The organism is Vogesella sp. AC12 (assembly GCF_024437575.1).
In the GTDB taxonomy this organism is placed as follows: Bacteria; Pseudomonadota; Gammaproteobacteria; order Burkholderiales; family Chromobacteriaceae; genus Vogesella; species Vogesella indigofera.
In genome coordinates this window covers 88,870-111,636 of record NZ_JANFNU010000006.1, presented here as the reverse complement: position 1 = coordinate 111,636, position 22,767 = coordinate 88,870, and the positions used below count along the sequence as shown (strand labels likewise).

Below are 22,767 nucleotides of genomic sequence, written 5' to 3'. Positions count from 1 at the left end.
CCGTAGGCGTGGCGGGTTCAGGTCCAGTCGCGCAGGCGCGTGCGCAGGCGCGCGATGGCCTGACTGTGCAGCTGCGAGACGCGGGATTCGGAGACGCCCAGCACGGCGCCTATTTCTTTCAGGTTGAGGTCCTGCTCGTAGTACAGGCTCATCACCAGCTGGTCGCGCTCCGGCAGCAGCTTGATGGCATCGATCAGCGCGCTGCGGAAGTGGTCTTCGGCGAGGTTGTCCAGTGGGGTGGCGGCGTCGCCGTCGACGATGTTGTCGATCTGCCTGCTGCCATTGCCTTCGTCATCGTGAAAGTCTTCGAAGTGCACCAGGGTCAGCCCCTTGCACTCCGCCAGCATCGCCTGGTAGTCGGTCAGCGGCAGCGACAGGCTGTCGGCGATCTCGCTTTCCGCCGGACTGCGTCCCAGCTGCTGTTCCAGCTGGTGGATGGCGCTTTCGATCTGGCGCACATTGCGTCGCGCCTGGCGCGGCAGCCAGTCCTCGCGACGCAGCTCGTCCAGCATCGCGCCACGGATGCGCTGGCTGGCGAAGGTTTCGAACAGCACGCCCTGCGCACTGTCGAACTGGCGCGCGGCCTCGATCAGGCCGATGGTGCCGACCTGGATCAGGTCGTTGATGTCAACGCTGGCTGGCAGGCGCGCCATCATCATACTGGCCAGCTTCTTGACCAGCGGCGCGTGCTGGTTGATGTCGATCGCGTCGGATTGACTATGCAGCTGATAGGCCTGCCATTTGTTTGCTACTGCCATATTTAATGACCTGTCAAATCTGCAAGCGCTTTGCTTGTCATTAAAAGATGTTCGAGATAAGTGCCGCGCGGGGTGTCGTCGTCGGGCGCGTGCCACTGCGGCAGCATCTGCGCCAGCTGCAGGTAGGCGTGCGCCGCCTCGCTGTCCGGAAACGCCTCCACCACCGGGCGCCGTAAAGTCTGACTCTTTCTGATGGTGTTGTCATCAGGGACGAAACCGACCCAGCGCAGGCCGACCGGCAGGTAGTCGCCGGCCACGCGCTGCAGGCGGCTGAAGATCGCCTGCGCCTCGTCAAAGTTGGCCGCACGGTTGACCAGCACGTTGAAGCGGCGGCGCGCGTAGTCCTGCGCCAGCCGTTTCAGTTGTGCGTAGCCGCCCATCAGGCTGTCGGAGGATGGGGTCAGCACCAGCACCAGGTTGTCGGCGATGCAGCACGGGCCGGGATCTTCGTTCAGCGGCGGGGTATCCAGCAGCAGTAGCGCCGCGTCCTGTTCCACCGACGCGAATTCGTTGATCAGGCGGCGCCAGATGCGCGGCGACAGCCGCGTGCGCTCGTCGACGCTGGCGGCGAGGTTGACCAGGGTCAGGCCGTGGCGGTTGCTGACCATCAGCTCGTTGAGATCGCCGAGGCTGACCGCGACGCTGCCCAGCGTGCCGGCGGCCGGCAAGCCGAGGCGGCGCGCCAGTTGCTGGCCGTTGCGGTGCTCGATCAGCAGCGGGCGTTGCCGTTGCAGCGCCAGTGCCGCCGCCAGCTCGCCGGCGACGGTGCTCTGGCCGCAGTGGTCGGCGCCGAAAAAGGCGAAGGACGGCGGGTAGTCGTGCAGCGCCTGGCGGCGCAGGCCGGAAGCCTGATCCAGCACGCTCATGACAGCCAGCCGGACTGCGCGGCATTGAGCATCGCCATTTCATCGCTTTCCGGATTGAACGGCGAGGCCAGCTGCGCGGCGCGCAGCGCGCGGTCGATCAGCAGCTCGGCATGGGCGGCGTGGATGTCTTCCGGCACGCGCTGGCCGTTGGTGACGTAGAACAGGCGCAGGCGGTGGCGGATGACGACGTCGAGCCCCGGCCCCAGCATCAGCGCCTCGTCGATCTTGGACAGGATAGCGCCGGCGAGGCCGTCGCCGCGATAGTGGCGCACCACGTCTTCCAGCGTGTGGCCGTCAGCGTTGGCGGCCAGCAACAGCAGGCGCTCCACCGGGCGGCCGGTCTGGTTGAACATGTCCAGCTGTGCCTGTACCCGCGCGTCGCGCTGGCCCATGCCGACGGTGTCGATCAGCACGATCTTGCGCTGCGCCAGATCGGCCAGCGTCAGCTGCAGGTCGCCTTCGTTCTGCACCGAGAACACCGGCACGCCGAGGATCTTGCCGTAGATGCGCAGCTGGTCCTGGGCGCCGATCCGGTAGGTGTCGGTGGTGATCAGCGCCACGTTCTGTGCGCCATGGCGCATGGTGGCGCGGGCGGCCAGCTTGGCGACGGTGGTGGTCTTGCCGACGCCGGTGGGGCCGACCAGCGCATAGATGCCGCCGCGCTCGATCGGGTCGTGCTGCGGGTCCATGCATTTCAGGTTGTGGATCAGCGCCGAGCGCGCCCACTTCTGCGCGACATCGCCTTCGTACTGCGGCGGCAGCTTCTGTGTCAGCTGGCGGATCAGCGTCGAGCTGAAGCCGGCGGTGAGCAGGTGGCGGAACAGCTCGGCACGGTTGGGCGTGCGCTGCTCCATGTCCGACCAGGCAAAACCGGCCAGCTGGCTTTGCAGCAGGCTGCGCAGCTGCTTGATCTCGTCGCCGATCTGTTTCAGTTCCTGCGCCATTTGCTCGCGCTCGGCATCGTTGCTGCTGGCAACGTTGCTGCTGGCAACGTTGGCCGCAGGCCGGGCCGGTGCCGCTTGCGGCTGTGGCGCCGCCTTCGGTGGCGGGCTGTTGCCCTGCACGTGGGCGAGGAAGGGTTTCGGCTCGGTGCTGGCTTTCGCCTGCGGTGGTGGCGGCGGTGTCGGCACCGCAGGCGCTTCCAGCGGCTCCACCGGCATCGCGTAGGTGCGGGCGATGGCGCGGTTCATGCTGCCGCCAGTGGCGGCGGGCGCGGGCACCGGAGAAGGTGTCGGCGCATTGCGCGGCGGGTGTTTCGGCTGCGACGGCGGTGTCAGCGTGGTGGCCAGCGCGGAAACATCGGCATCGGCGACGGCCATGATCTCTACGCCACCGCCCAGGGTAGGGCGGTTGGACAGGATCAGCGCATCGGCGCCCAGTTCTTCGCGAACCTGGCGTAGCGCATCCCGTGTTGTTTTGCCGTAGAACTTTCTGACCACCATGATGCGTTAGCTTTTGCTCCCCCCGATCACCGCAATTATACGAATGGATTTGCTGTCCGGTATTTCATTATGCGAAATCACGCGTAGCTGCGGCAGGGCGCGGCGCAGAAAGCGTGCCAGCAAAGGCCGTAATGCCGGTGGGGTCAATAATACGGGATTAAAGCCCTGGTTTTCGACTTGTTCCGATTGTTCCGCGGCATTGGCCAGCAGGTTTTCCGCCAGCCCCGGCTCCAGACCGCCGCCCTTGCTCTGTACCGCCTGCAGCAGGATGCCTTCCAGCTGCGGGTCCAGCGTCATCAGCGGCAGCTCCTGTTCGCCGGGGAACAGCTGCTGCACGATGGCGCGTGACAGCGCGGTACGCACCGCCGAGGTCAGCTCGTCGATGTCGGCGGTGACGCCGACGTGATCGGCCAGTGTCTCGATGATGGTACGGAAGTCACGCAGGTGGATGCCGTCGGTCAAGAGCTGCTGCAGCACTTTCTGCAGGGTGCCGATCGGCACCACCTTCGGCACCAGATCCTCGATCAGCTTCGGTGCTTCCTTGGCCTGATGGTCGATCAGCGCCTGCACTTCCTCGCGGCCGAGCAGCTCGGCGGCGTGGGTCTGCAGCAGGTTGGACAGGTGGGTGGCAACCACGGTGCTGGCGTCGACCACGGTATAGCCCAGCGTCTGCGCCTCGTCGCGTTTGCTGGCGTCGATCCAGATCGCCGGCAGGCCGAAGGCCGGATCGGTTGTCGGGGTGCCGGGCAGGTCGCCGCTGACCTGGCCGGGGTTGATGGCCATGAACTGGCCGACGAAGGCCTCGCCGCTGCCCACCTCCACGCCCTTGAGCAGGATGCGGTAGGCATTGGGGCGGATTTCCAGGTTGTCGCGGATGTGTACCGGCGGCACCAGGAAGCCGAGTTCCTGCGCCATTTTCTTGCGGATGCCGCGGATGCGGCGCAGCAGCTCGCCGTCCTGCTCGCGATCGACCAGCGGGATCAGGCGGTAGCCGACCTCCAGCCCGAGGGCATCGACCGGCTGCACGTCTTTCCAGCTGACTTCGGTCAGCGGCTGGTCCAGCACCGCCGGTGGCAGCACTTCGATTTCGGCCGGCTGCGTGGCGCGGCGCGCGGCGCTGATTTCCAGCCAGCGGGCACTGCCGGCGAGGATGGCGGCGATCATCAGGAAGGCGACGTGCGGCATGTTCGGGATCAGTCCCAGCATGCCGATCACCGCAGCGGTGAGGTACAGCACCGTCGGGTTGGCGAACATCTGCCCCAGCAGCTGTTCCGACAAGCCTTTTTCGGTGCCGACGCGTGCCACCACCATGCCGGCGGCGGTGGAGATGATCAGCGCCGGGATCTGTGCCACCAGGCCGTCGCCGATGGTGAGCAGGGTATAGGTTTCGGCGGCCTCGGCCACCGGCAGGTCGTGCTGCACGATGCCGATGATCAGGCCGCCGACGATGTTGATCACGATGATCATGATGCCGGCCACGGCATCGCCGCGCACGAACTTGGAGGCACCGTCCATCGAGCCGAAGAAGTTGGCTTCTTCGCCGATCTTGGCGCGGCGGGTGCGCGCCTCGTCCTCGCCGATCAGGCCGGCGTTGAGATCGGCATCGATCGCCATCTGCTTGCCGGGCATCGCGTCCAGCGCGAAGCGGGCCGAGACTTCGGCGATACGGCCGGCACCCTTGGTGATCACCACGAAGTTGATGATGGTCAGGATGATGAACACCACGATGCCGATGGTAACGTTGTCGCCGATCAGGAAGTGGGCAAAGGATTCGATCACCGCGCCGGCGGCGGCGGAGCCGTTATGGCCTTCCAGCAGGATCACCCGGCTGCTGGCCACGTTCAGCGACAGGCGCAGCAGGGTGGTGATCAGCAGCACCGAGGGAAAGGAGGAGAATTCCAGCGGTTCGCGCGTGTTGATACCCACCATCAGCACGATGATGGAGACGGCAATATTGAAGGTAAAGAAGATGTCCAGCAGCACCGGCGGCAGCGGCAACACCATCATGGCCAGAACCAGGATGATCAGGACCGGGCCTGCCAAGGTGTTCAGATCAATCTTTTTCAGGAAGTCCTGCAGTGTGTTCATGCCTCGTTGCGATGACGTGCTGCGTTAGGTTTTTGGCGGCGTATGTTGCTGGCGTTTGCTTTCGGGGTCAAGTTCGGCAGGGACGTCCAGCTGCTCGGGGAACACCGGGGCCAGACCGCCGCTTTGCTCGAAGTGTTTCAGCTGGTGAATATAGGCCAGCACCTGTGCGGCAGCGGTATACAGCTGCGACGGAATCTGCTCGCCCAGCTCGACGTTGAAGTACAGCGCGCGGGCAAAACTGGGTGCGCGCAGGATGGCGATGCGGTGTTCCTGGCCGGCGTTGATGATGCGTTCGGCCAGCTTCAGGCTGCCCTTGGCGATAAGCACCGGCGCGGCCATCTCTTCATCATACTTGAATGCAACGGCGTAGTGAGTCGGGTTGGTAACAATAACGTTGGCGTTGGGAATCTCCTGCATCATGCGTTTGCGTGCCGCCTCGCGCTGCAGCTGGCGGATGCGGCCCTTGACCTCGGGCGAGCCTTCCTGCTGCTTGTATTCCTGTTTCACTTCATCCTTGGTCATGCGCAGGTTCTTGTGGTACTGCCACAGCTGGAACGGCACATCCAGTACCACCAGCAGCAGCATGGCACCGACCACCATCAGAAAGGTGTGCTCCATCAGTGCCACCAGTTTCAGCAGCGCGCCATCCAGCGGCATGCTGATCAGCCCCATCAGCTCGTCGCGCTCGTTCCAGATTGCCCAGGTGGCGACGCCGCCGATCAATGCGCTTTTCAGTACCGCCTTCAGCCCTTCGGTGGCGGCATTGACCGAGAACAGCCGCTTGATGCCGCTGAGCGGGTTGAGCTTGCCGAAATTGGGCATGAAGCCCTTGCTGGTGAAGTTCCAGCCGCCGATCAGCAGCGGTGTCAGCGCCGCCACCAGCAACAGCCCGCCCAGCAGCGGTGCCATTTGCAGCAGGGTGTCCTGCACGCTCTGCCGCAGCCGCTCCATGATGACCAACGGGTCGCGCAGGCTTTCCTGGTTGAAGGTAAACCAGGCGATCATGCTTTCCTTCATGGCGGCGAACAGCTGGCCGCCGGTGGCGATGAGCAGGGCCAGGCCTGCCATGGTGACGGCAAAGGTGTTCAGCTCGCGCGAGCGCGGGACGTTGCCGTCCTCGCGCGCCTGTTCGAGTTTCCGCGCCGAGGGTGACTCGGTGCGGTCTTCCTTGTCTGAGTCTTCAGCCATGGCGCGGTGATGTGACCCTGTGGATTAGTGATTCGATGCGCGATGGTAGCGCATTTGCCTGTGCTCTGCGCGCCGCGCGGCTGGTGTCGTCGCCTGCGGTTGAGAGTAGAATTGGCGCATTCAATTTACAGGCGCTGTCATGAAACAGTATCTCGACCTGATGCAGCACGTGCTGACGCACGGCGTTGACAAGTCCGACCGCACCGGCACCGGCACCCGTTCGGTATTCGGCTACCAGATGCGCTTCGACCTCGCCGCCGGTTTTCCGCTGGTGACCACCAAGAAGTGCCACCTGCGCTCCATCATTCACGAACTGCTGTGGTTCCTGTCCGGCGACACCAATATCCGCTACCTGCAGGAAAACGGCGTCCGCATCTGGGACGAGTGGGCCGATGAAAATGGCGACCTGGGTCCGGTGTACGGCTACCAGTGGCGCAGCTGGCCGGCGCCGGATGGCCGCCATATCGACCAGATCGCCAACCTGCTGGACATGATCCGGCGCAATCCGGACTCGCGCCGGCTGATGGTGTCGGCGTGGAACCCGGCACTGGTGGACGAGATGGCGCTGCCGCCGTGCCACAGCCTGTTCCAGTTCTACGTGGCCGACGGCAAGCTGTCGTGCCAGCTGTACCAGCGCTCGGCCGATATCTTCCTCGGCGTGCCGTTCAATATCGCCAGCTACGCGCTGCTGACCATGATGGTTGCGCAGGTGTGCGGCCTCAAGCCGGGCGACTTCGTGCACACGCTGGGCGATGCCCACCTGTACAGCAACCACTTCGAGCAGGCGCAACTGCAGCTGACGCGCGAACCGCGGCCGTTGCCGACGATGCGCATCAACCCGGATGTCAGCGACCTGTTTGCCTTCAAGTTCGAGGATTTCACGCTGGAAGGCTACGACCCGCATCCGCATATCAAGGCGGAGGTGGCGGTATGAGCGTGCGGCCAACCCTGACCCTGGTGGCGGCGATGGCGTGCGGCAACGTGATCGGCATCGCCAACACCCTGCCGTGGCACCTGCCGGAAGACCTGAAACACTTCAAGGCGGTGACGTTGGGCAAACCGGTGATCATGGGGCGCAAGACCTTCGACTCCATCGGCCGGCCGTTGCCCGGTCGCCTGAACATCGTGATTACCCGCCAGCCCGACTGGCAGCACGAGGGCGTGACGGTGGCGCATTCGCTGGAGGAGGCGCTGGCGCTGGCGGCCAACGTTGACGAGGTGTGCGTGATCGGCGGCGCCGAGCTGTACCGCCAGGCGCTGCCGCTGGCCGACCAGCTGCGACTGACCCATATCGAGCTGGAGGTGGTCGGCGATGCCACTTTCCCGGCGTGGCGTGACGAGGAGTGGCAGGCCACGTCGCAGCCGGCGCAGACCGCGGCCAACGGGCTGGTGTACCGCTTTGTCGATTACCGGCGCCGTGCCTGACACGGCATGTGCAAGCAAAAGGCGGCCGCGAGGCCGCCTTTTTCATGGCTGCTGCGGCTTAGCTGCCGTCTGCACCGAGTGCCGTGGCCGAGGCTTGCGCCAGCTGGCTGTAGTCGTGGCCGAACTGCTGGATCATCTGGCGCAGCCTGGTCTGGTCGCGGGCGATGATCGCCTGCAGCAGGCCGTCGAGGAAGTCGTGGGTCTGTTCGATGCGGCTCTTGCCGGCGCGCAGGATGGCAAACAGGCAACGCTGTGACAGCGGCAGCAGGTCGTGCAGCGTCTGTGCCAGGTAGCGGTTGCCGGCATGCTGGTATAGCGCGCCGAGAAAGCTGACGCCGTGGCGGTAGAAGCCGTCAAGATCGTCGGTGCGGTTGCTCTCGCCCAGCGCGGTCATCAGCTCGAAGAAGTCGGCGAGGTCGTCGTTCTGCCAGTTGTGCGCCAGATGCGATACCGCCTGTTCCAGCAGCACGAACCACAGCTCGAAGAAATCGCGCACGTCGCCTGCGGTCATGCTGGCGACGATGGCGCCGCGACGCGGATAGATGTCGACCAGGTGGCGGCGCTGCAGGATCAGCAAGGCCTCGCGCACCGAGCCGCGGCTGACGTTCAGTTCTGCGGCAATGCGCAGTTCCTGGATGCGTTCGCCGGGCAGCATGTTGCCGGTGATGATCTGGTTGCCGAGAAAGCGGGCAATCTGTTCGGTGAGGGAATCGTTGGCCTTGAAGCTCATTAAAGCTCCTGATGAATTCGACGGGGGACGTTGCGGTACGCGCTGTAAACTTTATATTGTCCGGCAATCGGACTGTATCCGCATTCTAGCATCAAACCGGCGCCCCGGCGCGGCAGCGCCGCACGCGCCGCGTGTTGCAAAATCACCCGTTTTCGCCGCCGGCGCCAAAAAAGCACTTGCGTGAAAACGCACCTCACCTTACGATTCAAACGCTTGTTTAAATCAGAGCCGGGCGAGGATCATGAGGGGCTAACATCATAAGTGGCTCGCAAGGAAATGGTTGAGACAGCTGCTTCAAGAGCAATAACGTCGCTTGTTATTGCGTGTTCCATCGGGAACCTTGCAGGTACGACACGGGTGTTACCTCCCCACTAGACTGGGGAGGTTTTTTTTTTGCCTGTCCGCCGCGTCAGCGTGGGCTCTTGTCGCGCGCGCGTTCGGCGGCAACCAAATCGGACAGCAGAATATTCAGCGCATCGGTCGACATGCGCAACTCCAGCAAGGACATGCCCAGCGAGCTGATCAGCAGCAGCAGGCTGGTGCCGAAGGTGATCTGTGCCGCCTGCGGCCAACCGGTGTAGATCTGGAACATGGCCACCACACACAGGAACAGGCTGCCCACGCCCATGCTCTGCATCCACTTGATCAGCGCGATGCGGCGGCGCAGATTGCCGATCTGCCGGACCAGCTTGTCGCTGGGGGTCTGTTGATAGTCGTCATACAGATTGCGGATGATGCTGGCCAAGGCCAGATAGCGGTTGGTGTAGGCGAGCAGCAGCAGGGAAATGGCCGGAAACAGCAGGGCCGGGGTAGTCAGGTTGAGCATGGCTAGTTTTCTTCGCTGATCAGCACGTCGATGCCGTTGGCGGTCAGGTTGTAGAGTTCGATCACGTCTTCGTTGCGCATGCGCACGCAGCCGCGCGAGGTCGGCGTGCCGAACGGCACGTGCTGGCCGGCGCCGTGGATGTAGATGGCTCGGTCATAGCTGTCGACCTCGCCGCCCTGGTTTTTGCCCGGCTCCAGGCCGCACAGCCACAGGATGCGGGTCAGGATCCAGTCCTTGTCCGGGTTTTCGGCGGCCAGTTGTGGAGTGTACTTCCACGGTGTCACCTTGCGCCGGTAGATGATGGTGTCGGCGGCAACATCATCACCAATGCGTTCGCACACCCGGTGCCAGCCGCGCGGGGTCTGGTAGCTGTTGACGCGCTCGCCGACGCCGTTTTTGGCGGTGGACACGGTGTAGCGTTTCTGCGGCAGGCCGCGCTGGTCGTAAAGGGTGAGTGACTGCTCGGCGACGCTGACATGCAGCCACGGCTGGCCGGGGTTGAGGCGGTTGGCATGGGCGGCCACCAGCGCCCCGTCCTGCTGCTGCAGGATGAAGTCGGCCGGGCTGGCGAGTAGGCTGCCGCTGCAGCACAGCAGCAGTAGCAATAGCCGTTTCATCACGCGTCCTTCCTGGCGGTGTGGCGGCGCTGGCGGAAAAAGTCGGCCAGCAGTCCGGCACAGCTTTCGGCGTCGATGCCGCCATCGATTGCGGTCTGATGATTCAGTTTAGTCTCGGCAAACAGGTTCAGCACGCTGCCGGCGGCGCCGGTCTTGGCGTCATTGGCGCCGAACAGCACGTGGTCGATGCGCGCGTGCAGGATGGCGCCGCTGCACATCGGGCATGGCTCCAGCGTGACGTAGAGCTGGCAGCCGGCCAGCCGGTAGTTGCCAAGGTTGGCCGCAGCGTCGCGTAGCGCCAGCATCTCGGCGTGCGCCGACGGATCGTGGCTGGCGCAGGGGCGGTTGTAGCCGCGGCCGATCACCTCGCCATTCCTGACCACCACCGCGCCGACCGGCACCTCGCCTTCCGCTGCCGCCTGCTGCGCCAGTTCGCGCGCCAGCGCCATGAAACGCTGCCGCTCGGCCAGCGGCGGCAACGGTCGCTGCGGCGGCAGCTGTGCCAGCGCCGTGCGCAGCCGCAGGCGGTCGTCGTCGTCCAGCTGCGACCAGTGCACGCCGCGGATCGCCGCTTCCAGCGCGTACAGCAGCTTCAGTGTCACGGTGTGGCCAGCGGCCTTGAGCAGGGCATAGGCGCGCGCGGCGCCGCATTGCGCCAGCGTCGGGCGGTCGCTGATGTCCAGCGCGTGCAGCCAGCGGATGGCGGCGGGGGGGAGCGGTGGGGAGAGCAGGGGTGTGGTCATGTTATCCAGACGGTTGCGGCCAACCTTGAGGTTGGCCGCAGGCCGGTGCGGCCTCAGGCGAGGCGGCGGGTGGCCATCAGGTAATTGACGTCGGTGTCGTCATTGAGACTGTAGACGCGGGTCAGCGGGTTGTAGCCGATGCCGGCCAGCGTCTCCACGCCCAGTCCGGCGTTGCGCGCCATGCGCGACAGCTCCGACGGCTTGAGGAAGCGTGCGTACTCATGGGTGCCTTTCGGCAGCATGTTCAGCACGTACTCGGCACCCAGCACCGCCAGCAGGTAGGACTTGGCATTGCGGTTGAGGGTGGAGAAGAACACCCAGCCGCCCGGCTTCACCAGCTGCGCGCAGGCGCGCACGATGCTTTGCGGGTCCGGCACGTGTTCCAGCATTTCCATGCAGGTCACCACGTCGAAGCTGGCCGGCGCCTCGGCGGCGAGGTCTTCCACCGCGACACAGCGGTAGCTGACGCTGACGCCGGATTCCAGGCTGTGCAGCTGCGCCACTTTCAGCGATTTCTTGGCGAGGTCGATGCCGGTGACGCTGGCCTCGTAGTGGGCCATGCTTTCAGACAGGATGCCGCCGCCGCAGCCGACATCCAGCACCGCCTTGCCGGCCAGTGCCGCATGCTGGTCGATGAAGTCGAGGCGCAGCGGGTTGATCTCATGTAGCGGTTTGAACTCGCTGTCCATGTCCCACCACTTGTGGGCGATCTGGCTGAATTTGTCGAGTTCCTGTTCGTCAACGTTGCTCATGCTGGTTCCTTAATTACCGAGAATGCGGACGCGCCAGCTGTCGGCGCGGGCTTTCAGTTCTGCTTCGTCCAGCGTGGTCAGCTTGCGCTCGCGCAGGACATTGCGACCATTGACCCACACATGGCTGACCTGTTCGCGGCCGGCGGCATAGACGATGTGCGAGATCGGGTCGAAGTTGGGGCTGGTCTCGATCTGTGCCAGATCGACGGCGATCAGGTCGGCCTGCTTGCCGACGGCAATGCTGCCAACCTTGTGCTCGATGCCCAGCGCGCGCGCGCCGTGCAGCGTCGCCATGCGGATGGCGGTGGCGGCCGGCACCGCAGTCGGGTCGAGGGTGCCGACCTTGGCCAGCAGCGCGCCCATGCGGGTCTCGGACAGCATGTCCAGCTTGTTGTTCGATGCCGCGCCGTCGGTGCCGATGCCGACGTTGACGCCGGCGGCCAACAGTTTCTGTACCGGGGCGATGCCGGACGCCAGCTTCATGTTGGAGGTCGGGTTGTGCGCGATGGACACGCCGTGCTTGGCCACCAGCGCGATTTCGGCGTCGGTGAGGTGCACCATGTGGGCGGCGATCAGGCGCGGCGACAGCAGGCCGAGATTGGCCAGCCGTGCCAGCGGCCGTTGCTTGTATTGCTCGACGCTGCCGTTGACCTCATCCATGGTCTCGTGGATGTGGCAGTGGATCAGCATGTCCTGCTGCTCGGCCAGCGTCACGACCTTGCGGAAGGTGTCGTCGGCCACGGTGTACGGTGCGTGCGGTGCCAGGGTGAAGGTCACCAGCTCCTCGCCGAGGAACTGGCTGCGCTCGGCCATCGCCTTGCTGATGTAGTCATCGGCGTTCTGGCCGTAGACGGTAGGGAATTCCAGGATCGAGCAGCCGACAAAGGTGCGCATGCCGGCGGCCAGCGCGGCGCGCGCCATCGCGGCATGGAAGAAGTACATGTCGTTGATGGTGGTGGTGCCGCTGCGGAACATCTCGCCCATCGCCAGCAGCGCACCGTCGAACACGAAGGCATCGCTGACGTGCTTGCCCTCTGCCGGCCAGATGTGGTTCTGCAGCCAGTCCATCAGCGCCTTGTCGTCGGCCATGCCGCGCAACAGGGTCATCGCCGAGTGGCCGTGCAGGTTGACGAGGCCCGGCATCAGCACGTGATTGTCGAGGTTCAGGTGTTCGTTGGCGCTGACGCCGGCGACTTCTGCCGGCGACAGAATGGCAACAATGCGGCCATCGCTGATCGCCAGCGAGTGGTTGTCAAGAATGACACCATCTTGTTCTACTGTAATAATCCAGCGTGCGGTGATGAGTTGGTCGTAATGACGATGCGACATTGGTGTGTGACCCTGTAAATAATTGCCGGCGATTGTAGGCAGTGCCGTGCGCTTTCGACAACCCGCCTGCGGCTGCCGGCGCGCGCGATAAAGCATGATTGTAAGGCAAAGCGGCAGCTGGCTCGTGCTGCGCTGCGCGATGGCAAACATTTGCAGTCGCTTTGCCGCTGAGACACAATGATCCGGTACGACGATTGTAGCGCAGGCGCATAAGCGGATTCACGTTGCAGTCGTCACTGCAGGCCTGCAAGCGCCCCACCCGTGGCGAGCGGCAAATGAACTGGCTTGGTAACAGTCAGGCTTTTCTTAAAAATAAAATAATGTGGCAGCCCTGCGGCAACCCGATATATGACAAGACAAGCAGAAACGTTTGATTACTCCCAGCCTGGCGGCAGATTGTCGCTGCGCCAGGCATTCCTGATTGCCGTTGTGCTCGGCCTGCTGTTTCCCGCCCTGTTGATCAGCTTCCTCAGTTTCAACCTGCAGCGCGACAAGATGGAGACGCAGCTGGCCGTCGACCAGAACCGGCTGCTGGAGATCGTGGCGCTGGGGATGCAGGAGCCGCTGTGGAACCTCAGCCGCCAGGCCGGTGCACCGCTGGTATCGTCGGTAATGGACGACGAACGCATCATTTCGGTCCGCGTTTCCGACACCCAGTCCAATACCATCTTCCTGTCCGCGCTGCGTAGCGAACGCCGTATCGGCGGCGTGGCCTTCGTGCAGAAACCGGTGGTCTATCGCGGTGAGGAAATCGGCCAGGTAAATATCGAGTTCGATACCGAGCATCTGGGCATTGCCCAGAAAAACCAGCTGAAAGACCTGCTGCTGATCGTGGCGGCGCAGCTGCTGCTGTCCATCGTGCTGATCATGAGCATTCTCAACTCGCGCTTCCTGAAGCCGATCCGCCAGCTGTCGGAGCAGGCCACGCAGTTGGCCGCACTGAAGCTCGACCAGCCGTTCCAGTGGGGACGCCAGGACGAGATCGGCACCGTCGGCAAGCATCTGGAATGGATGCGCGCCGAATTGAAGCGGCTGATCGACGAGCTGAAGGCCAAGACGCTGGCGCTGGAGGCGGACATCGAACGCCGCCGCGAAGTGGAAGACGCGCTGCGCCGCTCCGAAAACAAGTACCGCGAGCTGTTCTGGTCCAATCTGGACGGCATTGTGATCAGCTCGCTGGAAGGGCAGGTGATCGACGCCAACCCCGCCTTCCTCAGCCTGATCGGCTACAGCCTCGACCAGCTCAAGCTGCAGAACTTCTGGAAGGTGGTCTCCGACAACAGCGAGGCGGTGGAGCGCTACAACCTCGACAACAAGGTGATGCGCTTCGGTTTCTGCGACGAGTTCGAGGTCGAGTACATCAACCGCCTCGGCAGCGCCATCCCGGTCAGCGTCAAGACGGTGGCGATGCGCGACGCCGACGGCCGCATCACCGCAGTGTGGCGCATGGTGCGTGACATCTCCGAGCGCCGTGCTGCGGAAGAGCGCATGCAGCTGGCGGCCAAGGTGTTCGAGAACACTGCCGAGGGCATCATGATCACCGATGCGCAGGTCTGCATCCGCAGCGTCAACCGCGCCTTTACCGAGATTACCGGCTTCGGCCAAGACGAAGTGCTGGGCCAGCGGCCAACGGTGCTCAGCTCCGGCCGCCACAACAAGGAGTTCTACGACAGCCTGTGGTCGGTGCTCAACGAGCAGGGACAGTGGCAGGGCGAAGTGTGGAACCGCCGCAAGAACGGTGAGGTGTACCCGGAGTGGCTGGCGATCAATGCGGTGAAGAGTCTGGCCGGCGAAGTGACGCACTACGTGGCGATCTTCAGCGACCAGTCGGAGCGCAAGGCCGCCGACGAACGCATCCAGTTCCTGGCCCACTTCGACGTGCTCACCGGCCTGCCCAACCGCGGTCATCTGCAGGATCGCGCGCTGCTGGCGATCCAGAACGCCTCCCACGACAACGGCAAGCTTGGCGTGCTGCTGCTCGATCTCGACCGCTTCAAGACCATCAACGAATCGCTGGGCCACGCCGCCGGCGACATCCTGCTGAAGATCGCCTCCGAGCGCATCCGCCGCGTGCTGGGCGCCGGCGAAGTGGTGGCGCGGCAGGGCGGTGACGAATTCCTGGTGCTGCTGCCGCTGATCAACGATGCCGCCGATGCGGTGCATGTGGCGGAAAGCATCCTCGCCGAGTTCGCCGCGCCGATCGACGTCTACAGCCACTCGCTGGCGATCACCGCCAGTATCGGTATCAGCCTGTTCCCGGACGATGGCCGCGATTTCGACACCTTGGTGCGCAATGCCGACGCGGCGATGTATCACGCCAAGTCCAGCGGGCGCAACAACTACAAGTTCTACACCGCCGATCTCAATGCCCGTGCGCGCGAGATCCTGGCCATCGAAAGCCAGCTGCGCCACGCCGTCGACCGTCACGAGTTCGTGCTGCACTACCAGCCGCAGGTGGAGATGAGCAGTGGCAACATCATCGGCGCCGAGGCGCTGATCCGCTGGAACCATCCGACGCTGGGGTTGCTGGGGCCGCTGCACTTCATCGATGTCGCCGAGGAACGCGGCTATATCGTGCAGATCGGCAACTGGGTGATCCGCGAAGCCTGCCGCCAGATCGCGGAATGGCACGGCAAGGGGCTGCCGCTGATGACGGTGGGGGTCAACCTGTCGGCGCTGCAGTTCCGTCACCAGGATCTGGTCGGCTTGCTGCAGGACGCGCTGGCCGAATACCAGTTGCCGGGCAGCTGCCTCGATGTGGAAGTGACCGAGAGCGTGATCATGGACGACCTGGAGTCGACGGTGCAGACCATTCGCGCCATCCAGGCGATGGGCATCCGCATGTCGATCGACGACTTCGGCACCGGCTACTCCAGTCTGGCCTACCTCAAGCGCTTCAAGGCCGACAAGCTGAAGATTGACCGCTCCTTCGTACGCGACATTCCGGGCGATCAGGACGATACCGCGATTACCCGCGCCATCATCAACATGTCGAAAAACCTCAACATGCAGGTGGTGGCGGAAGGGGTGGAAACAGTAGAACAGTGGCAGTTCCTGGCCCAGGAAGGCTGCCACCAGGTGCAGGGCTACCTGCTGTCCAAGCCGGTGTCGGCGGAGGCGGTGGAGCCGCTGCTGAGGCAGAAGTGCCTGCTGCCGCGACTGGAGTAAGCGGTCGCGTCTTGCCCCGGCTTCGCCGCCACGCCACGAGTCTGCCTCGTGGCGTTTTTGTTATCGTCGCATGTTGCAGCGCAGCTTGCTGACGACGGATGGCGGGTGTAGCCTGTTGTCTGTCGTGCATGGGCACGACCTGTTGCCAAGCCCTGGAGAAACTGCCCGATGAAGCGCAACGCTTGCTCGTTCCGGGCTGCCGCCATGTCCGGCTGCCTGACGGAACACTGGTACACCCTCGACATCGTTCTTGCCTACGACTTCCCGCGCGCCTGATGCCTGCCGCAGCCATCCGGCTGCCCCTGCTTTTCCTTTCCTACAATTGAATTGACGCTTGCGGCCCTCGCTGCCACGCCGCCTGCCTGCGCGCGATCCCGCTCCGGCAGCATGCCGGCGTGCGCCTGAAGCTTGGCCGCAAGGCAAGGAGCATCATCATGGCACGACGCATTCCCGAACCATTCCGCATCAAGATGGTAGAGCCGATCAAGCAGACCACCCCGGAATTCCGCCGCCAGGCACTGGCCGAGGCCGGCTGGAACCCGTTCCTGCTGCGTGGCGAGGATGTCTATATCGACCTGCTCACCGACAGCGGCACCGGCGCGATGTCCGACCGGCAGTGGGCCGGCATCATGACCGGCGACGAGGCCTACGCCGGCAGCCGCAACTACTACCAGCTGGCCGATACCGTAAAAGAGGTGTTCGGCTACCAGTACACGCTGCCGACCCACCAGGGCCGCGGCGCCGAGCAGATCCTGTTCCCAGAGCTGGTCAAGCGCTGCCAGGGCGACAGCCCGGTATTCCTGTCCAACTACCACTTCGACACCACCAAGGCCCACGTCGAGATTGCCGGTGCCCGCGCCATCAATGTGCTGACGCCCAAGGCGCTGGATACCACCACGCCGTACGACTGGAAGGGCGACTTCGACCTGCCAAGGTTGGCCGCAACGATAGAAGAAGTCGGTGCGGCCAACGTCGCCGGCCTGATCGTCACCGTCACCTGCAACAGCGCCGGTGGCCAGCCGGTGAGCATGGCCAGCATCCGCGAGGCGGCGGCGCTGGCGCGCCAGCACGGCATCCCGGTGATCATCGACGCCGCGCGCTTTGCCGAGAACGCCTGGTTCATCCAGCAGCGCGATCCGGATTACGCCGGCGTACCGGTACCGGCCATCGTGCGCGAGATGTTCAGCCACGGCGACATGTTCACCATGTCGTCGAAGAAGGACGCGCTGGTCAACATCGGCGGCCTGTGCTGCTTCAAGGACGACGTCGAGTTGTTCCGCACGGTGCAGGTGCGCTGCGTGGCGATGGAAGGCTTCATCACCTACGGCGGCCTCGCCGGCCGCGACATGGCGGCGATGGCAATCGGTCTGCGGGAGGGCATGGACGAAGACTATCTCGCCTACCGCATCGGCCAGGTGGCGTATCTGGGCGAACGGCTGGCGGCCGGCGGCATCCCGATCCAGACGCCGACCGGCGGTCACGCGGTGTTCGTCGATGCCAAAAAGCTGTTGCCGCACATCCCGGCCGAGCAGTTCCCGGCGCACGCGCTGGCCTGCGAGCTGTATCTGGAAGGCGGTATCCGCGGCGTGGAGATCGGCTCGCTGCTGCTGGGGCGCAATCCGGCCACCGGCGAGCAGGAAACGTCGCCGTTCGAGCTGTTGCGGCTGACCATCCCGCGCCGGGTGTACACCAATGACCATATGGACTACATCGCCGACTGCCTGATCGACATCCAGTCGCGTGCCGCCGGCATTCGCGGCCTCGCTTTCGATTACGAGCCGCCGATCCTGCGTCACTTCACCGCGCGGCTGAAGCCGGTCTAACGCGGTCGCCCCCAAACGGACAAGTCCGGCGTTCATCATGACGTGCGGCTTGTCCGTTTTTGCTTATCGGGCGACGATAGTGCGATGAAAGCGTCCCTAGTCGTTGCCCTGCTTGCCAGCAGCCTGTCTTGGTCGGTTCCGGCCGAGGCCGTCACCACCGTGACGCTGTCCTATTCCGGCCGCGCGCTGATTTACGACGGCGAGCTGACCGCCGCCGCCAATCGCCGCCTGTTCGCCCTCTATGACGTGGCGACGGTGAAGCCGGCGACGCTGGTCATCAGCAGTGCCGGCGGTCATTTCGCGCACGGTCTGGAGCTGGGCACATGGCTGCATCGTCAGCCGCTGCACCTGCATGTGCCGTCGTACTGCAATTCCGCCTGTGCCAATTACGTGTTCACCGCCGCGAAAAGTCGCGAGCTGGGCGATTACGCCATCGTCGCCTTTCATGGCGGCATGACGGACACGGCCGACCGCCGCGCGCAGCTGCAGGCGCAGCTTGCACCGGGTAGCCCGGCTACGGCGCAGGCGCGGCTGGAACGCTATCTGCGCGACGGCCTGCAGCGCGAAACGCGTTTTTTCCGCGACATCGGCGTGGACCAGCGCATCACCTCCTATGCCTATCAGACGCCGTATCGCACCGCCCTGGCGCGCTATCCGTCGTGGACTTATTCGCTGGCCATGCTGGCGCAATTCGGCGTGCGCGATATCCGCGTCAGCAGCGGCGAACGCTGGTTTCCGCGCCCGGCCAAGCATGGCCTGTTGCTGATCGAGGCGCCAGGCCGCTTTGGCTGCATTGCGCCGGGCATGGCGATCGACCGGCTGCTGGACTGTGCCAGCGCGTCATGACGTGCTGTTGCCGATGCGGGCCGGGTTTGATGTTGCTCTGGACTGTTCTATGGTTAGGCAAGAGTGTTGCTCCGGCCGACAGTTGTGGGCCAGAGCAGGTTTTCCGGGAGCTGCCAGCATGGAAATCAAGCTGAACAATCCGCACGGCACCGTCTGGCTGCGGCTGGCCGCCGTGTATTTCGTGGTCGGAGTCTGGCTTGGCATCTACATGGGCGCCTCCGGTGACCGCTCGCTGTATCCGGTGCACGCCCACCTCAACCTGCTGGGCTGGGTGTCGATGGCGCTGTTCGGCATCCTGTTCCGCAAGTTTCCGGCCATGGGGGCGTCGCCGTTGGCGCGCATCCAGTTCTGGCTGTACAACCTCGGCCTGCCGCTGCTGATGCTGGCGGTGGCGGCTATCCATCGCGGCTACCGTGCCATGGAGCCGGTTGCCGGCGTGGCGTCCATCGTGCTCGGCATCGCGGTGCTGCTGTTTGCCCTCAACGTGTTCCGCAATGCCGGCAACTAGCCGGGGCTATCGGCGGTGCTGGCTGGTGGTGCAGCCGCTTGCGCGCATCTTGTAGTTGATAGTAATTCTCGATTTGGCTATGGTGCGGTTTTCACTTTCCCCGCGCCGCGCCATGACCGCCCAGTTGCCCCCTCTCGATCACATCCCCGCCGATCTGGTGTCCGCGGCCGACTACCAGCGCTACGCCGCGCGCCACATGAGCGCCAATGCCCGTGCCTATGTCGACAGCGCCGCCGCGGACGAGCTGAGCCATGCGGCCAACCTTGCCGCCTTCGCGCGATGGCAGTTGCAGACGCAGGTACTGGCCGATGTCCACGGCGGCCATTGCCGTAGCGAGCTGTTCGGGCTGTCGCTGAGCCATCCGCTGCTGCTGGCGCCGGTGGCGTACCAGAAGCTGGTGCATGCCGACGGCGAGCGGGCGGCCGCCTACGCCGCTACCGCGATGGGCAGCAGCATGCTGGTCAGCACCCTGGCCAGCACGCCGCTGGAGGAGGTCGCGGCCGCGGCGCAGGGCGCGTTGTGGTTCCAGCTGTACTGGCAGCATGACCGCGCAGTGGTGGCGGAACTGGTGCAACGCGCCGAGGCCGCCGGTTACCGCGCGCTGGTGCTGACGGTGGATGCGCCGCTGGCCGGGGTGCGCAATGCCGAGGCACGCGCCGGCTTCCAGCTGCCGCCGCGGGTACAGGCCGCCAATCTGGTGGGCATGGCGCCGTATCAGCCTGCGCTGGCGGCGGGGCAGAGCATGGTGTTTGACGGGCTGATGGCGGTGGCGCCAGGCTGGGCGGATATCGACTGGCTGCGGCAACAGACGCGCTTGCCGCTGCTGCTGAAGGGGGTGCTGGCGCCACGCGATACGCGGCGGGCCATGCAGCAGGGCGTGGACGGCCTGATCGTGTCCAACCATGGCGGGCGGGTGCTGGATTCGGTGCCGGCCAGTCTCGACGCGCTGCCGCGCATCGCCGAGGTGGTGGACGGTGCGCTGCCCTTGCTGCTGGACGGCGGCATCCGCCGTGGCAGCGACATCCTGAAGGCGCTGGCGCTGGGGGCCTCGGCGGTGCTGATCGGCCGTCCCTATATTCACGCGCTGGCGACCGCCGGCGCGCTGGGGGTGGCGCACTTGCTGCGCACGCTGCAGGAGGAATTGGAGGTGGCGATGGCGCTGACCGGTTGCCGCACGCTGGCCGACATCTCACCGGAGGTGCTGTGGCCGGAGTGACGCGTTGCGGCCAAGGTGGGCCCCAATAATCCGTCGCGTTAAAGCAAAGCGGCCCGCAATCGCGGGCCGGTTTCTTTAGGCGGAGATCATCTGCAGAGTGATGTCCGGCGCCGCCGTGCCGCCATCCAGCACCGGATAGGGGCGGGCGCTGTGCATGCGCAGCTCGCCGTCGACGAACAGGCGCACATCTACGGCGTAGCGCTGGCCGGCGTCGATGGCCTGCGGGTCGTAGCACAGCGCGAAGGTGGCCGGAAAGCTGATCTTTTCCAGCGATTGCTCGGCGATCACCGCCGCGGCATCCGCGCTGTCGCCCAGTGCCAGCAGGCGCACGCGCAGCAGGGTCTTGTCCTGCGGCCACAGTATTTTCTCGCGGTACGACACCGTGCCGTTCAGATAGGCCAGGGTTGGTCGCAGCGGGGTGGCGCAGGCGGCCAAGAGGCCGGCCGACAGTGCCAGCAGCAGCTGACGGCGCGGAAGCGGGGTGTACATCATGGGGTTGGCTCCTTGCTGGCCTTGCCGAGGGTGACCATCGCGCCTTCCGCCGGTAACCATTCACTCTGTACCCGCCAGCTGCCCTGTTTGTCCTGCAGCCGCACATACCAGTGGCTGACCTGGTCCGGTTTCAGTACGCCCTGGTACAGCTTGTCGCCAACGCGTTGCAGTGCGATGCGCTGGTCACCCTGTTGCCGGGTCGGGTGCAGCAGCAACAGTTCCGGCGTGCCAGTCAGCGGCTTGGCGCTGGTGTCGACCACGCGCACGCTGCGCATGTCGTCGCTGAACATCACCTGGGCGTTGATGCCCAGCGACTGGGCGGCCAGGTCGCGCTTCAGCTCAAGGTTGATGTCTTTGCCCTGCTTGTAGTAGTCGTCGTTGACCATGTCGTCGGCGCCGCGCACGATGATGCCAAAGGTGACAAAGCCGGCAATCACCACCAGCAGCGGCCCCGACATCAACAGCCAGAACCAGCGCTCCTTGTACCAGGGGCGCGCCGCCCCTGTTTGTTTCTGCATCGTCATTCTCCGATAAAGCTCGATTTTTCCTCGATGGCGGTGCCATCCGGTAGCGACTCGACCCGGAAGTAGATCTTGTGGCTGCCCTTGGTCGCGTATTGTGGATCAGCCTGCACCCGCACGTCGATCTGTTCGTTCTCGGTGGCCTTGACCACGATGTCCTTGCGGTCGACAACCAGTTTCAGGTCCGGCAGGCCTTCGACCGTGATGCGGAAGTGTTGTTCCGTTTCCGACACGTTGATGATGCGCACGCTGTAGTTGTTCTCCAGCCAGCCGTCGTCGGTCTCGCGCACCAGCGAGGCGCGGTCCTTCAGGATGTCGACCTTGAACGGTTTGCGCATCACCAAGGACGTGACCGCGGCACCGAAAATGATGACCAGCAGCAGCAGGTACAGCACCACGCGCGGCCGCTTCAGTCGCGACCAGAATTCGCTTTCCGGATACTTGCCTTCCAGTGCCGCCTCGGTGGTGTAGCGGATCAGGCCTTTCGGGCTGCCGACCTTGACCATCACCTCGTCGCAGGCGTCGATACAGGCGGCGCAGCCGATGCACTCGTACTGCAGGCCGTTGCGGATGTCGATGCCGACCGGGCACACCTGCACGCAGATGCCGCAGTTGATGCAGTCGCCGAGATTGGTATTGTCCTGGCCCTTCTTGCGCGCGCCGCGTGGTTCGCCGCGCTTTTCGTCATAGGAGATGATCAGCGTGTCTTCGTCGAACATCGCGCTCTGGAAGCGGGCATACGGGCACATGTACTTGCACACTTGCTCGCGCATGTGGCCGGCCAGCAGATAGGTGAAACCGGCGTAGAAGAACATCCAGAAGATTTCCCACGAGCCGTAGTTAAAGCTCGGCAGCGCGGCGACCAGATCCAGCATCGGCGTGAAGTAGCCGACCAGGGTAAAGCCGGTCAGCAGCGAGAACACGATCATCAGGCCCTGGCTGGTGGCGCGCAGGCGCAGCTTGCGCAGCCCCATCGCCTCCTTGTCGAGCTTGAGGCGCTTGTTGCGGTCGCCCTCCACCAGCTGCTCGATCCAGATCATGATTTCGGTGTAGACGGTCTGCGGACAGGAGTAACCGCACCACAGTCGGCCGGCGATGGTGGTCCAGGCGAACAGCGCAAAGGCGCAGCACATCAGCAGGGCGGCGAGGTAGACGAAGTCCTGCGGCCAGATGGTGAGGCCGAACAGGTAGAACTTGCGGTTGACCAGGTCGAACAGCACCGCCTGGCGCCCGTTCCATTGCAGCCATGGCAGGCCGAAGTAGAACAGCTGGGTGGCGACCACGAACAGGATGCGCCAGTTGTTGAACAGGCCGCTGACGCTGCGCGGATGGATCTTTTTCTGTGCCTCGTACAGCGACACGGTCTGCATTTCCGGTTTGGCCGGCTCGACCCTGACCGGGATGTCTTTCAGCTTTTGGCTCATGCTGC

Annotated in this window: 21 protein-coding genes; 7 read left to right on the top strand and 14 right to left on the bottom strand. The window is 64.5% G+C overall.

The window, feature by feature from the left end:
• Positions 1-17: 17 nt before the first annotated feature.
• The 5 genes from NOM55_RS11250 to flhB are packed head-to-tail and all read right to left on the bottom strand — an operon-like array spanning position 18 to position 6,342.
• The gene (locus tag NOM55_RS11250; protein WP_255908642.1) at positions 18-758 is read right to left on the bottom strand and encodes an RNA polymerase sigma factor FliA; all 741 of its coding nucleotides are present in this window, start codon (positions 756-758) and stop codon (positions 18-20) included.
• A gap of 2 nt (positions 759-760) precedes the next feature.
• Positions 761-1,624, bottom strand: a complete 864-nt coding sequence (locus tag NOM55_RS11245) for a flagellar synthesis regulator FleN (RefSeq protein ID WP_255908641.1) — start codon at positions 1,622-1,624, stop codon at positions 761-763.
• The gene (flhF, locus tag NOM55_RS11240; RefSeq protein WP_255908640.1) at positions 1,621-3,066 is read right to left on the bottom strand and encodes a flagellar biosynthesis protein FlhF; all 1,446 of its coding nucleotides are present in this window, start codon (positions 3,064-3,066) and stop codon (positions 1,621-1,623) included. The genes NOM55_RS11245 and flhF overlap by 4 nt, the downstream gene beginning before the upstream one ends.
• Before the next feature lie 6 nt (positions 3,067-3,072).
• On the bottom strand, positions 3,073-5,154 hold the full coding sequence (flhA, locus tag NOM55_RS11235; RefSeq protein ID WP_255908639.1) for a flagellar biosynthesis protein FlhA: 2,082 nt from the start codon (positions 5,152-5,154) through the stop codon (positions 3,073-3,075).
• 24 nt (positions 5,155-5,178) lie between these two features.
• The gene (flhB, locus tag NOM55_RS11230) at positions 5,179-6,342 is read right to left on the bottom strand and encodes a flagellar biosynthesis protein FlhB (protein WP_255908638.1); all 1,164 of its coding nucleotides are present in this window, start codon (positions 6,340-6,342) and stop codon (positions 5,179-5,181) included.
• Positions 6,343-6,481: 139 nt separating this feature from the next.
• Between flhB and NOM55_RS11225 the strand changes: the two genes are divergently transcribed.
• Positions 6,482-7,276: a thymidylate synthase gene (locus NOM55_RS11225; protein WP_255908637.1), complete on the top strand. Its 795-nt coding sequence runs from the start codon at positions 6,482-6,484 to the stop codon at positions 7,274-7,276.
• The gene (locus tag NOM55_RS11220; protein WP_255908636.1) at positions 7,273-7,767 is read left to right on the top strand and encodes a dihydrofolate reductase; all 495 of its coding nucleotides are present in this window, start codon (positions 7,273-7,275) and stop codon (positions 7,765-7,767) included. Before NOM55_RS11225 ends, NOM55_RS11220 begins: the two co-directional genes overlap by 4 nt.
• Positions 7,768-7,825: 58 nt before the next feature.
• Here NOM55_RS11220 and NOM55_RS11215 read toward each other — a convergent pair whose 3' ends face one another.
• The 6 genes from NOM55_RS11215 to NOM55_RS11190 all read right to left on the bottom strand — a co-directional run bounded on the left by NOM55_RS11215 (position 7,826) and on the right by NOM55_RS11190 (position 12,764).
• Entirely contained in the window at positions 7,826-8,497 is a 672-nt protein-coding gene (locus tag NOM55_RS11215) for a GntR family transcriptional regulator (RefSeq protein ID WP_255908635.1), read from the bottom strand.
• A gap of 409 nt (positions 8,498-8,906) precedes the next feature.
• Positions 8,907-9,323 carry a DUF2721 domain-containing protein gene (locus tag NOM55_RS11210; protein WP_047966174.1) on the bottom strand — a complete coding sequence of 139 codons (417 nt, stop codon included), beginning with the start codon at positions 9,321-9,323 and terminating at the stop codon, positions 8,907-8,909.
• 2 nt (positions 9,324-9,325) lie between these two features.
• Complete coding sequence (locus tag NOM55_RS11205; RefSeq protein ID WP_255908634.1) at positions 9,326-9,940, bottom strand: L,D-transpeptidase; 615 nt, start codon at positions 9,938-9,940, stop codon at positions 9,326-9,328.
• The gene (gene tadA, locus NOM55_RS11200) at positions 9,940-10,683 is read right to left on the bottom strand and encodes a tRNA adenosine(34) deaminase TadA (protein WP_255908633.1); all 744 of its coding nucleotides are present in this window, start codon (positions 10,681-10,683) and stop codon (positions 9,940-9,942) included. The genes NOM55_RS11205 and tadA overlap by 1 nt, the downstream gene beginning before the upstream one ends.
• 53 nt (positions 10,684-10,736) lie before the next feature.
• Entirely contained in the window at positions 10,737-11,435 is a 699-nt protein-coding gene (ubiG, locus tag NOM55_RS11195; protein WP_047966172.1) for a bifunctional 2-polyprenyl-6-hydroxyphenol methylase/3-demethylubiquinol 3-O-methyltransferase UbiG, read from the bottom strand.
• Between the two features lie 9 nt (positions 11,436-11,444).
• Positions 11,445-12,764 carry a TRZ/ATZ family hydrolase gene (locus NOM55_RS11190; protein WP_255908632.1) on the bottom strand — a complete coding sequence of 440 codons (1,320 nt, stop codon included), beginning with the start codon at positions 12,762-12,764 and terminating at the stop codon, positions 11,445-11,447.
• Between the two features lie 348 nt (positions 12,765-13,112).
• Between NOM55_RS11190 and NOM55_RS11185 the strand changes: the two genes are divergently transcribed.
• The 5 genes from NOM55_RS11185 (at position 13,113) to NOM55_RS11165 (ending at position 20,325) form a co-directional block, all read left to right on the top strand.
• Positions 13,113-15,932, top strand: a complete 2,820-nt coding sequence (locus NOM55_RS11185) for an EAL domain-containing protein (RefSeq protein ID WP_047966170.1) — start codon at positions 13,113-13,115, stop codon at positions 15,930-15,932.
• Positions 15,933-16,366: 434 nt separating this feature from the next.
• Positions 16,367-17,755, top strand: coding sequence for a tryptophanase (locus NOM55_RS11180; protein ID WP_255908631.1), 1,389 nt, complete (start codon positions 16,367-16,369; stop codon positions 17,753-17,755).
• A gap of 84 nt (positions 17,756-17,839) precedes the next feature.
• Complete coding sequence (locus NOM55_RS11175) at positions 17,840-18,601, top strand: hypothetical protein (protein ID WP_255908630.1); 762 nt, start codon at positions 17,840-17,842, stop codon at positions 18,599-18,601.
• A gap of 118 nt (positions 18,602-18,719) precedes the next feature.
• Complete coding sequence (locus NOM55_RS11170) at positions 18,720-19,109, top strand: hypothetical protein (RefSeq protein ID WP_047966167.1); 390 nt, start codon at positions 18,720-18,722, stop codon at positions 19,107-19,109.
• A 112-nt stretch (positions 19,110-19,221) separates the two neighbouring features.
• Complete coding sequence (locus NOM55_RS11165) at positions 19,222-20,325, top strand: alpha-hydroxy acid oxidase (RefSeq protein WP_255908629.1); 1,104 nt, start codon at positions 19,222-19,224, stop codon at positions 20,323-20,325.
• A gap of 75 nt (positions 20,326-20,400) precedes the next feature.
• On the opposite strand, the gene NOM55_RS11160 is transcribed toward NOM55_RS11165, so the two are convergent.
• From NOM55_RS11160 to ccoG, 3 genes are read right to left on the bottom strand one after another with little or no spacing between them, the layout of a single operon-like run.
• Positions 20,401-20,817 (bottom strand): YbaY family lipoprotein, encoded by a 417-nt coding sequence (locus NOM55_RS11160; protein ID WP_255908628.1) that lies wholly within the window; start codon positions 20,815-20,817, stop codon positions 20,401-20,403.
• Complete coding sequence (locus tag NOM55_RS11155; RefSeq protein WP_255908627.1) at positions 20,814-21,335, bottom strand: FixH family protein; 522 nt, start codon at positions 21,333-21,335, stop codon at positions 20,814-20,816. Before NOM55_RS11155 ends, NOM55_RS11160 begins: the two co-directional genes overlap by 4 nt.
• A gap of 2 nt (positions 21,336-21,337) precedes the next feature.
• Entirely contained in the window at positions 21,338-22,762 is a 1,425-nt protein-coding gene (ccoG, locus tag NOM55_RS11150) for a cytochrome c oxidase accessory protein CcoG (RefSeq protein WP_120812045.1), read from the bottom strand.
• Positions 22,763-22,767 lie beyond the last annotated feature (5 nt).

Coding starts and splice junctions, on each gene's coding strand:
- ubiG (WP_047966172.1), bottom strand. CDS start 11,435: ATGAGCAACGTTGACGAACAGGAACTCGACAAATTCAGCCAGATCGCC.
- flhF (WP_255908640.1), bottom strand. CDS start 3,066: ATGGTGGTCAGAAAGTTCTACGGCAAAACAACACGGGATGCGCTACGC.
- NOM55_RS11225 (WP_255908637.1), top strand. CDS start 6,482: ATGAAACAGTATCTCGACCTGATGCAGCACGTGCTGACGCACGGCGTT.
- NOM55_RS11205 (WP_255908634.1), bottom strand. CDS start 9,940: ATGAAACGGCTATTGCTACTGCTGCTGTGCTGCAGCGGCAGCCTACTC.
- flhB (WP_255908638.1), bottom strand. CDS start 6,342: ATGGCTGAAGACTCAGACAAGGAAGACCGCACCGAGTCACCCTCGGCG.
- NOM55_RS11175 (WP_255908630.1), top strand. CDS start 17,840: ATGAAAGCGTCCCTAGTCGTTGCCCTGCTTGCCAGCAGCCTGTCTTGG.
- tadA (WP_255908633.1), bottom strand. CDS start 10,683: ATGACCACACCCCTGCTCTCCCCACCGCTCCCCCCCGCCGCCATCCGC.
- NOM55_RS11155 (WP_255908627.1), bottom strand. CDS start 21,335: ATGCAGAAACAAACAGGGGCGGCGCGCCCCTGGTACAAGGAGCGCTGG.
- NOM55_RS11190 (WP_255908632.1), bottom strand. CDS start 12,764: ATGTCGCATCGTCATTACGACCAACTCATCACCGCACGCTGGATTATT.
- NOM55_RS11220 (WP_255908636.1), top strand. CDS start 7,273: ATGAGCGTGCGGCCAACCCTGACCCTGGTGGCGGCGATGGCGTGCGGC.
- NOM55_RS11245 (WP_255908641.1), bottom strand. CDS start 1,624: ATGAGCGTGCTGGATCAGGCTTCCGGCCTGCGCCGCCAGGCGCTGCAC.
- NOM55_RS11165 (WP_255908629.1), top strand. CDS start 19,222: ATGACCGCCCAGTTGCCCCCTCTCGATCACATCCCCGCCGATCTGGTG.
- ccoG (WP_120812045.1), bottom strand. CDS start 22,762: ATGAGCCAAAAGCTGAAAGACATCCCGGTCAGGGTCGAGCCGGCCAAA.
- NOM55_RS11180 (WP_255908631.1), top strand. CDS start 16,367: ATGGCACGACGCATTCCCGAACCATTCCGCATCAAGATGGTAGAGCCG.
- NOM55_RS11160 (WP_255908628.1), bottom strand. CDS start 20,817: ATGATGTACACCCCGCTTCCGCGCCGTCAGCTGCTGCTGGCACTGTCG.
- NOM55_RS11185 (WP_047966170.1), top strand. CDS start 13,113: ATGACAAGACAAGCAGAAACGTTTGATTACTCCCAGCCTGGCGGCAGA.
- NOM55_RS11210 (WP_047966174.1), bottom strand. CDS start 9,323: ATGCTCAACCTGACTACCCCGGCCCTGCTGTTTCCGGCCATTTCCCTG.
- flhA (WP_255908639.1), bottom strand. CDS start 5,154: ATGAACACACTGCAGGACTTCCTGAAAAAGATTGATCTGAACACCTTG.
- NOM55_RS11170 (WP_047966167.1), top strand. CDS start 18,720: ATGGAAATCAAGCTGAACAATCCGCACGGCACCGTCTGGCTGCGGCTG.
- NOM55_RS11215 (WP_255908635.1), bottom strand. CDS start 8,497: ATGAGCTTCAAGGCCAACGATTCCCTCACCGAACAGATTGCCCGCTTT.
- NOM55_RS11250 (WP_255908642.1), bottom strand. CDS start 758: ATGGCAGTAGCAAACAAATGGCAGGCCTATCAGCTGCATAGTCAATCC.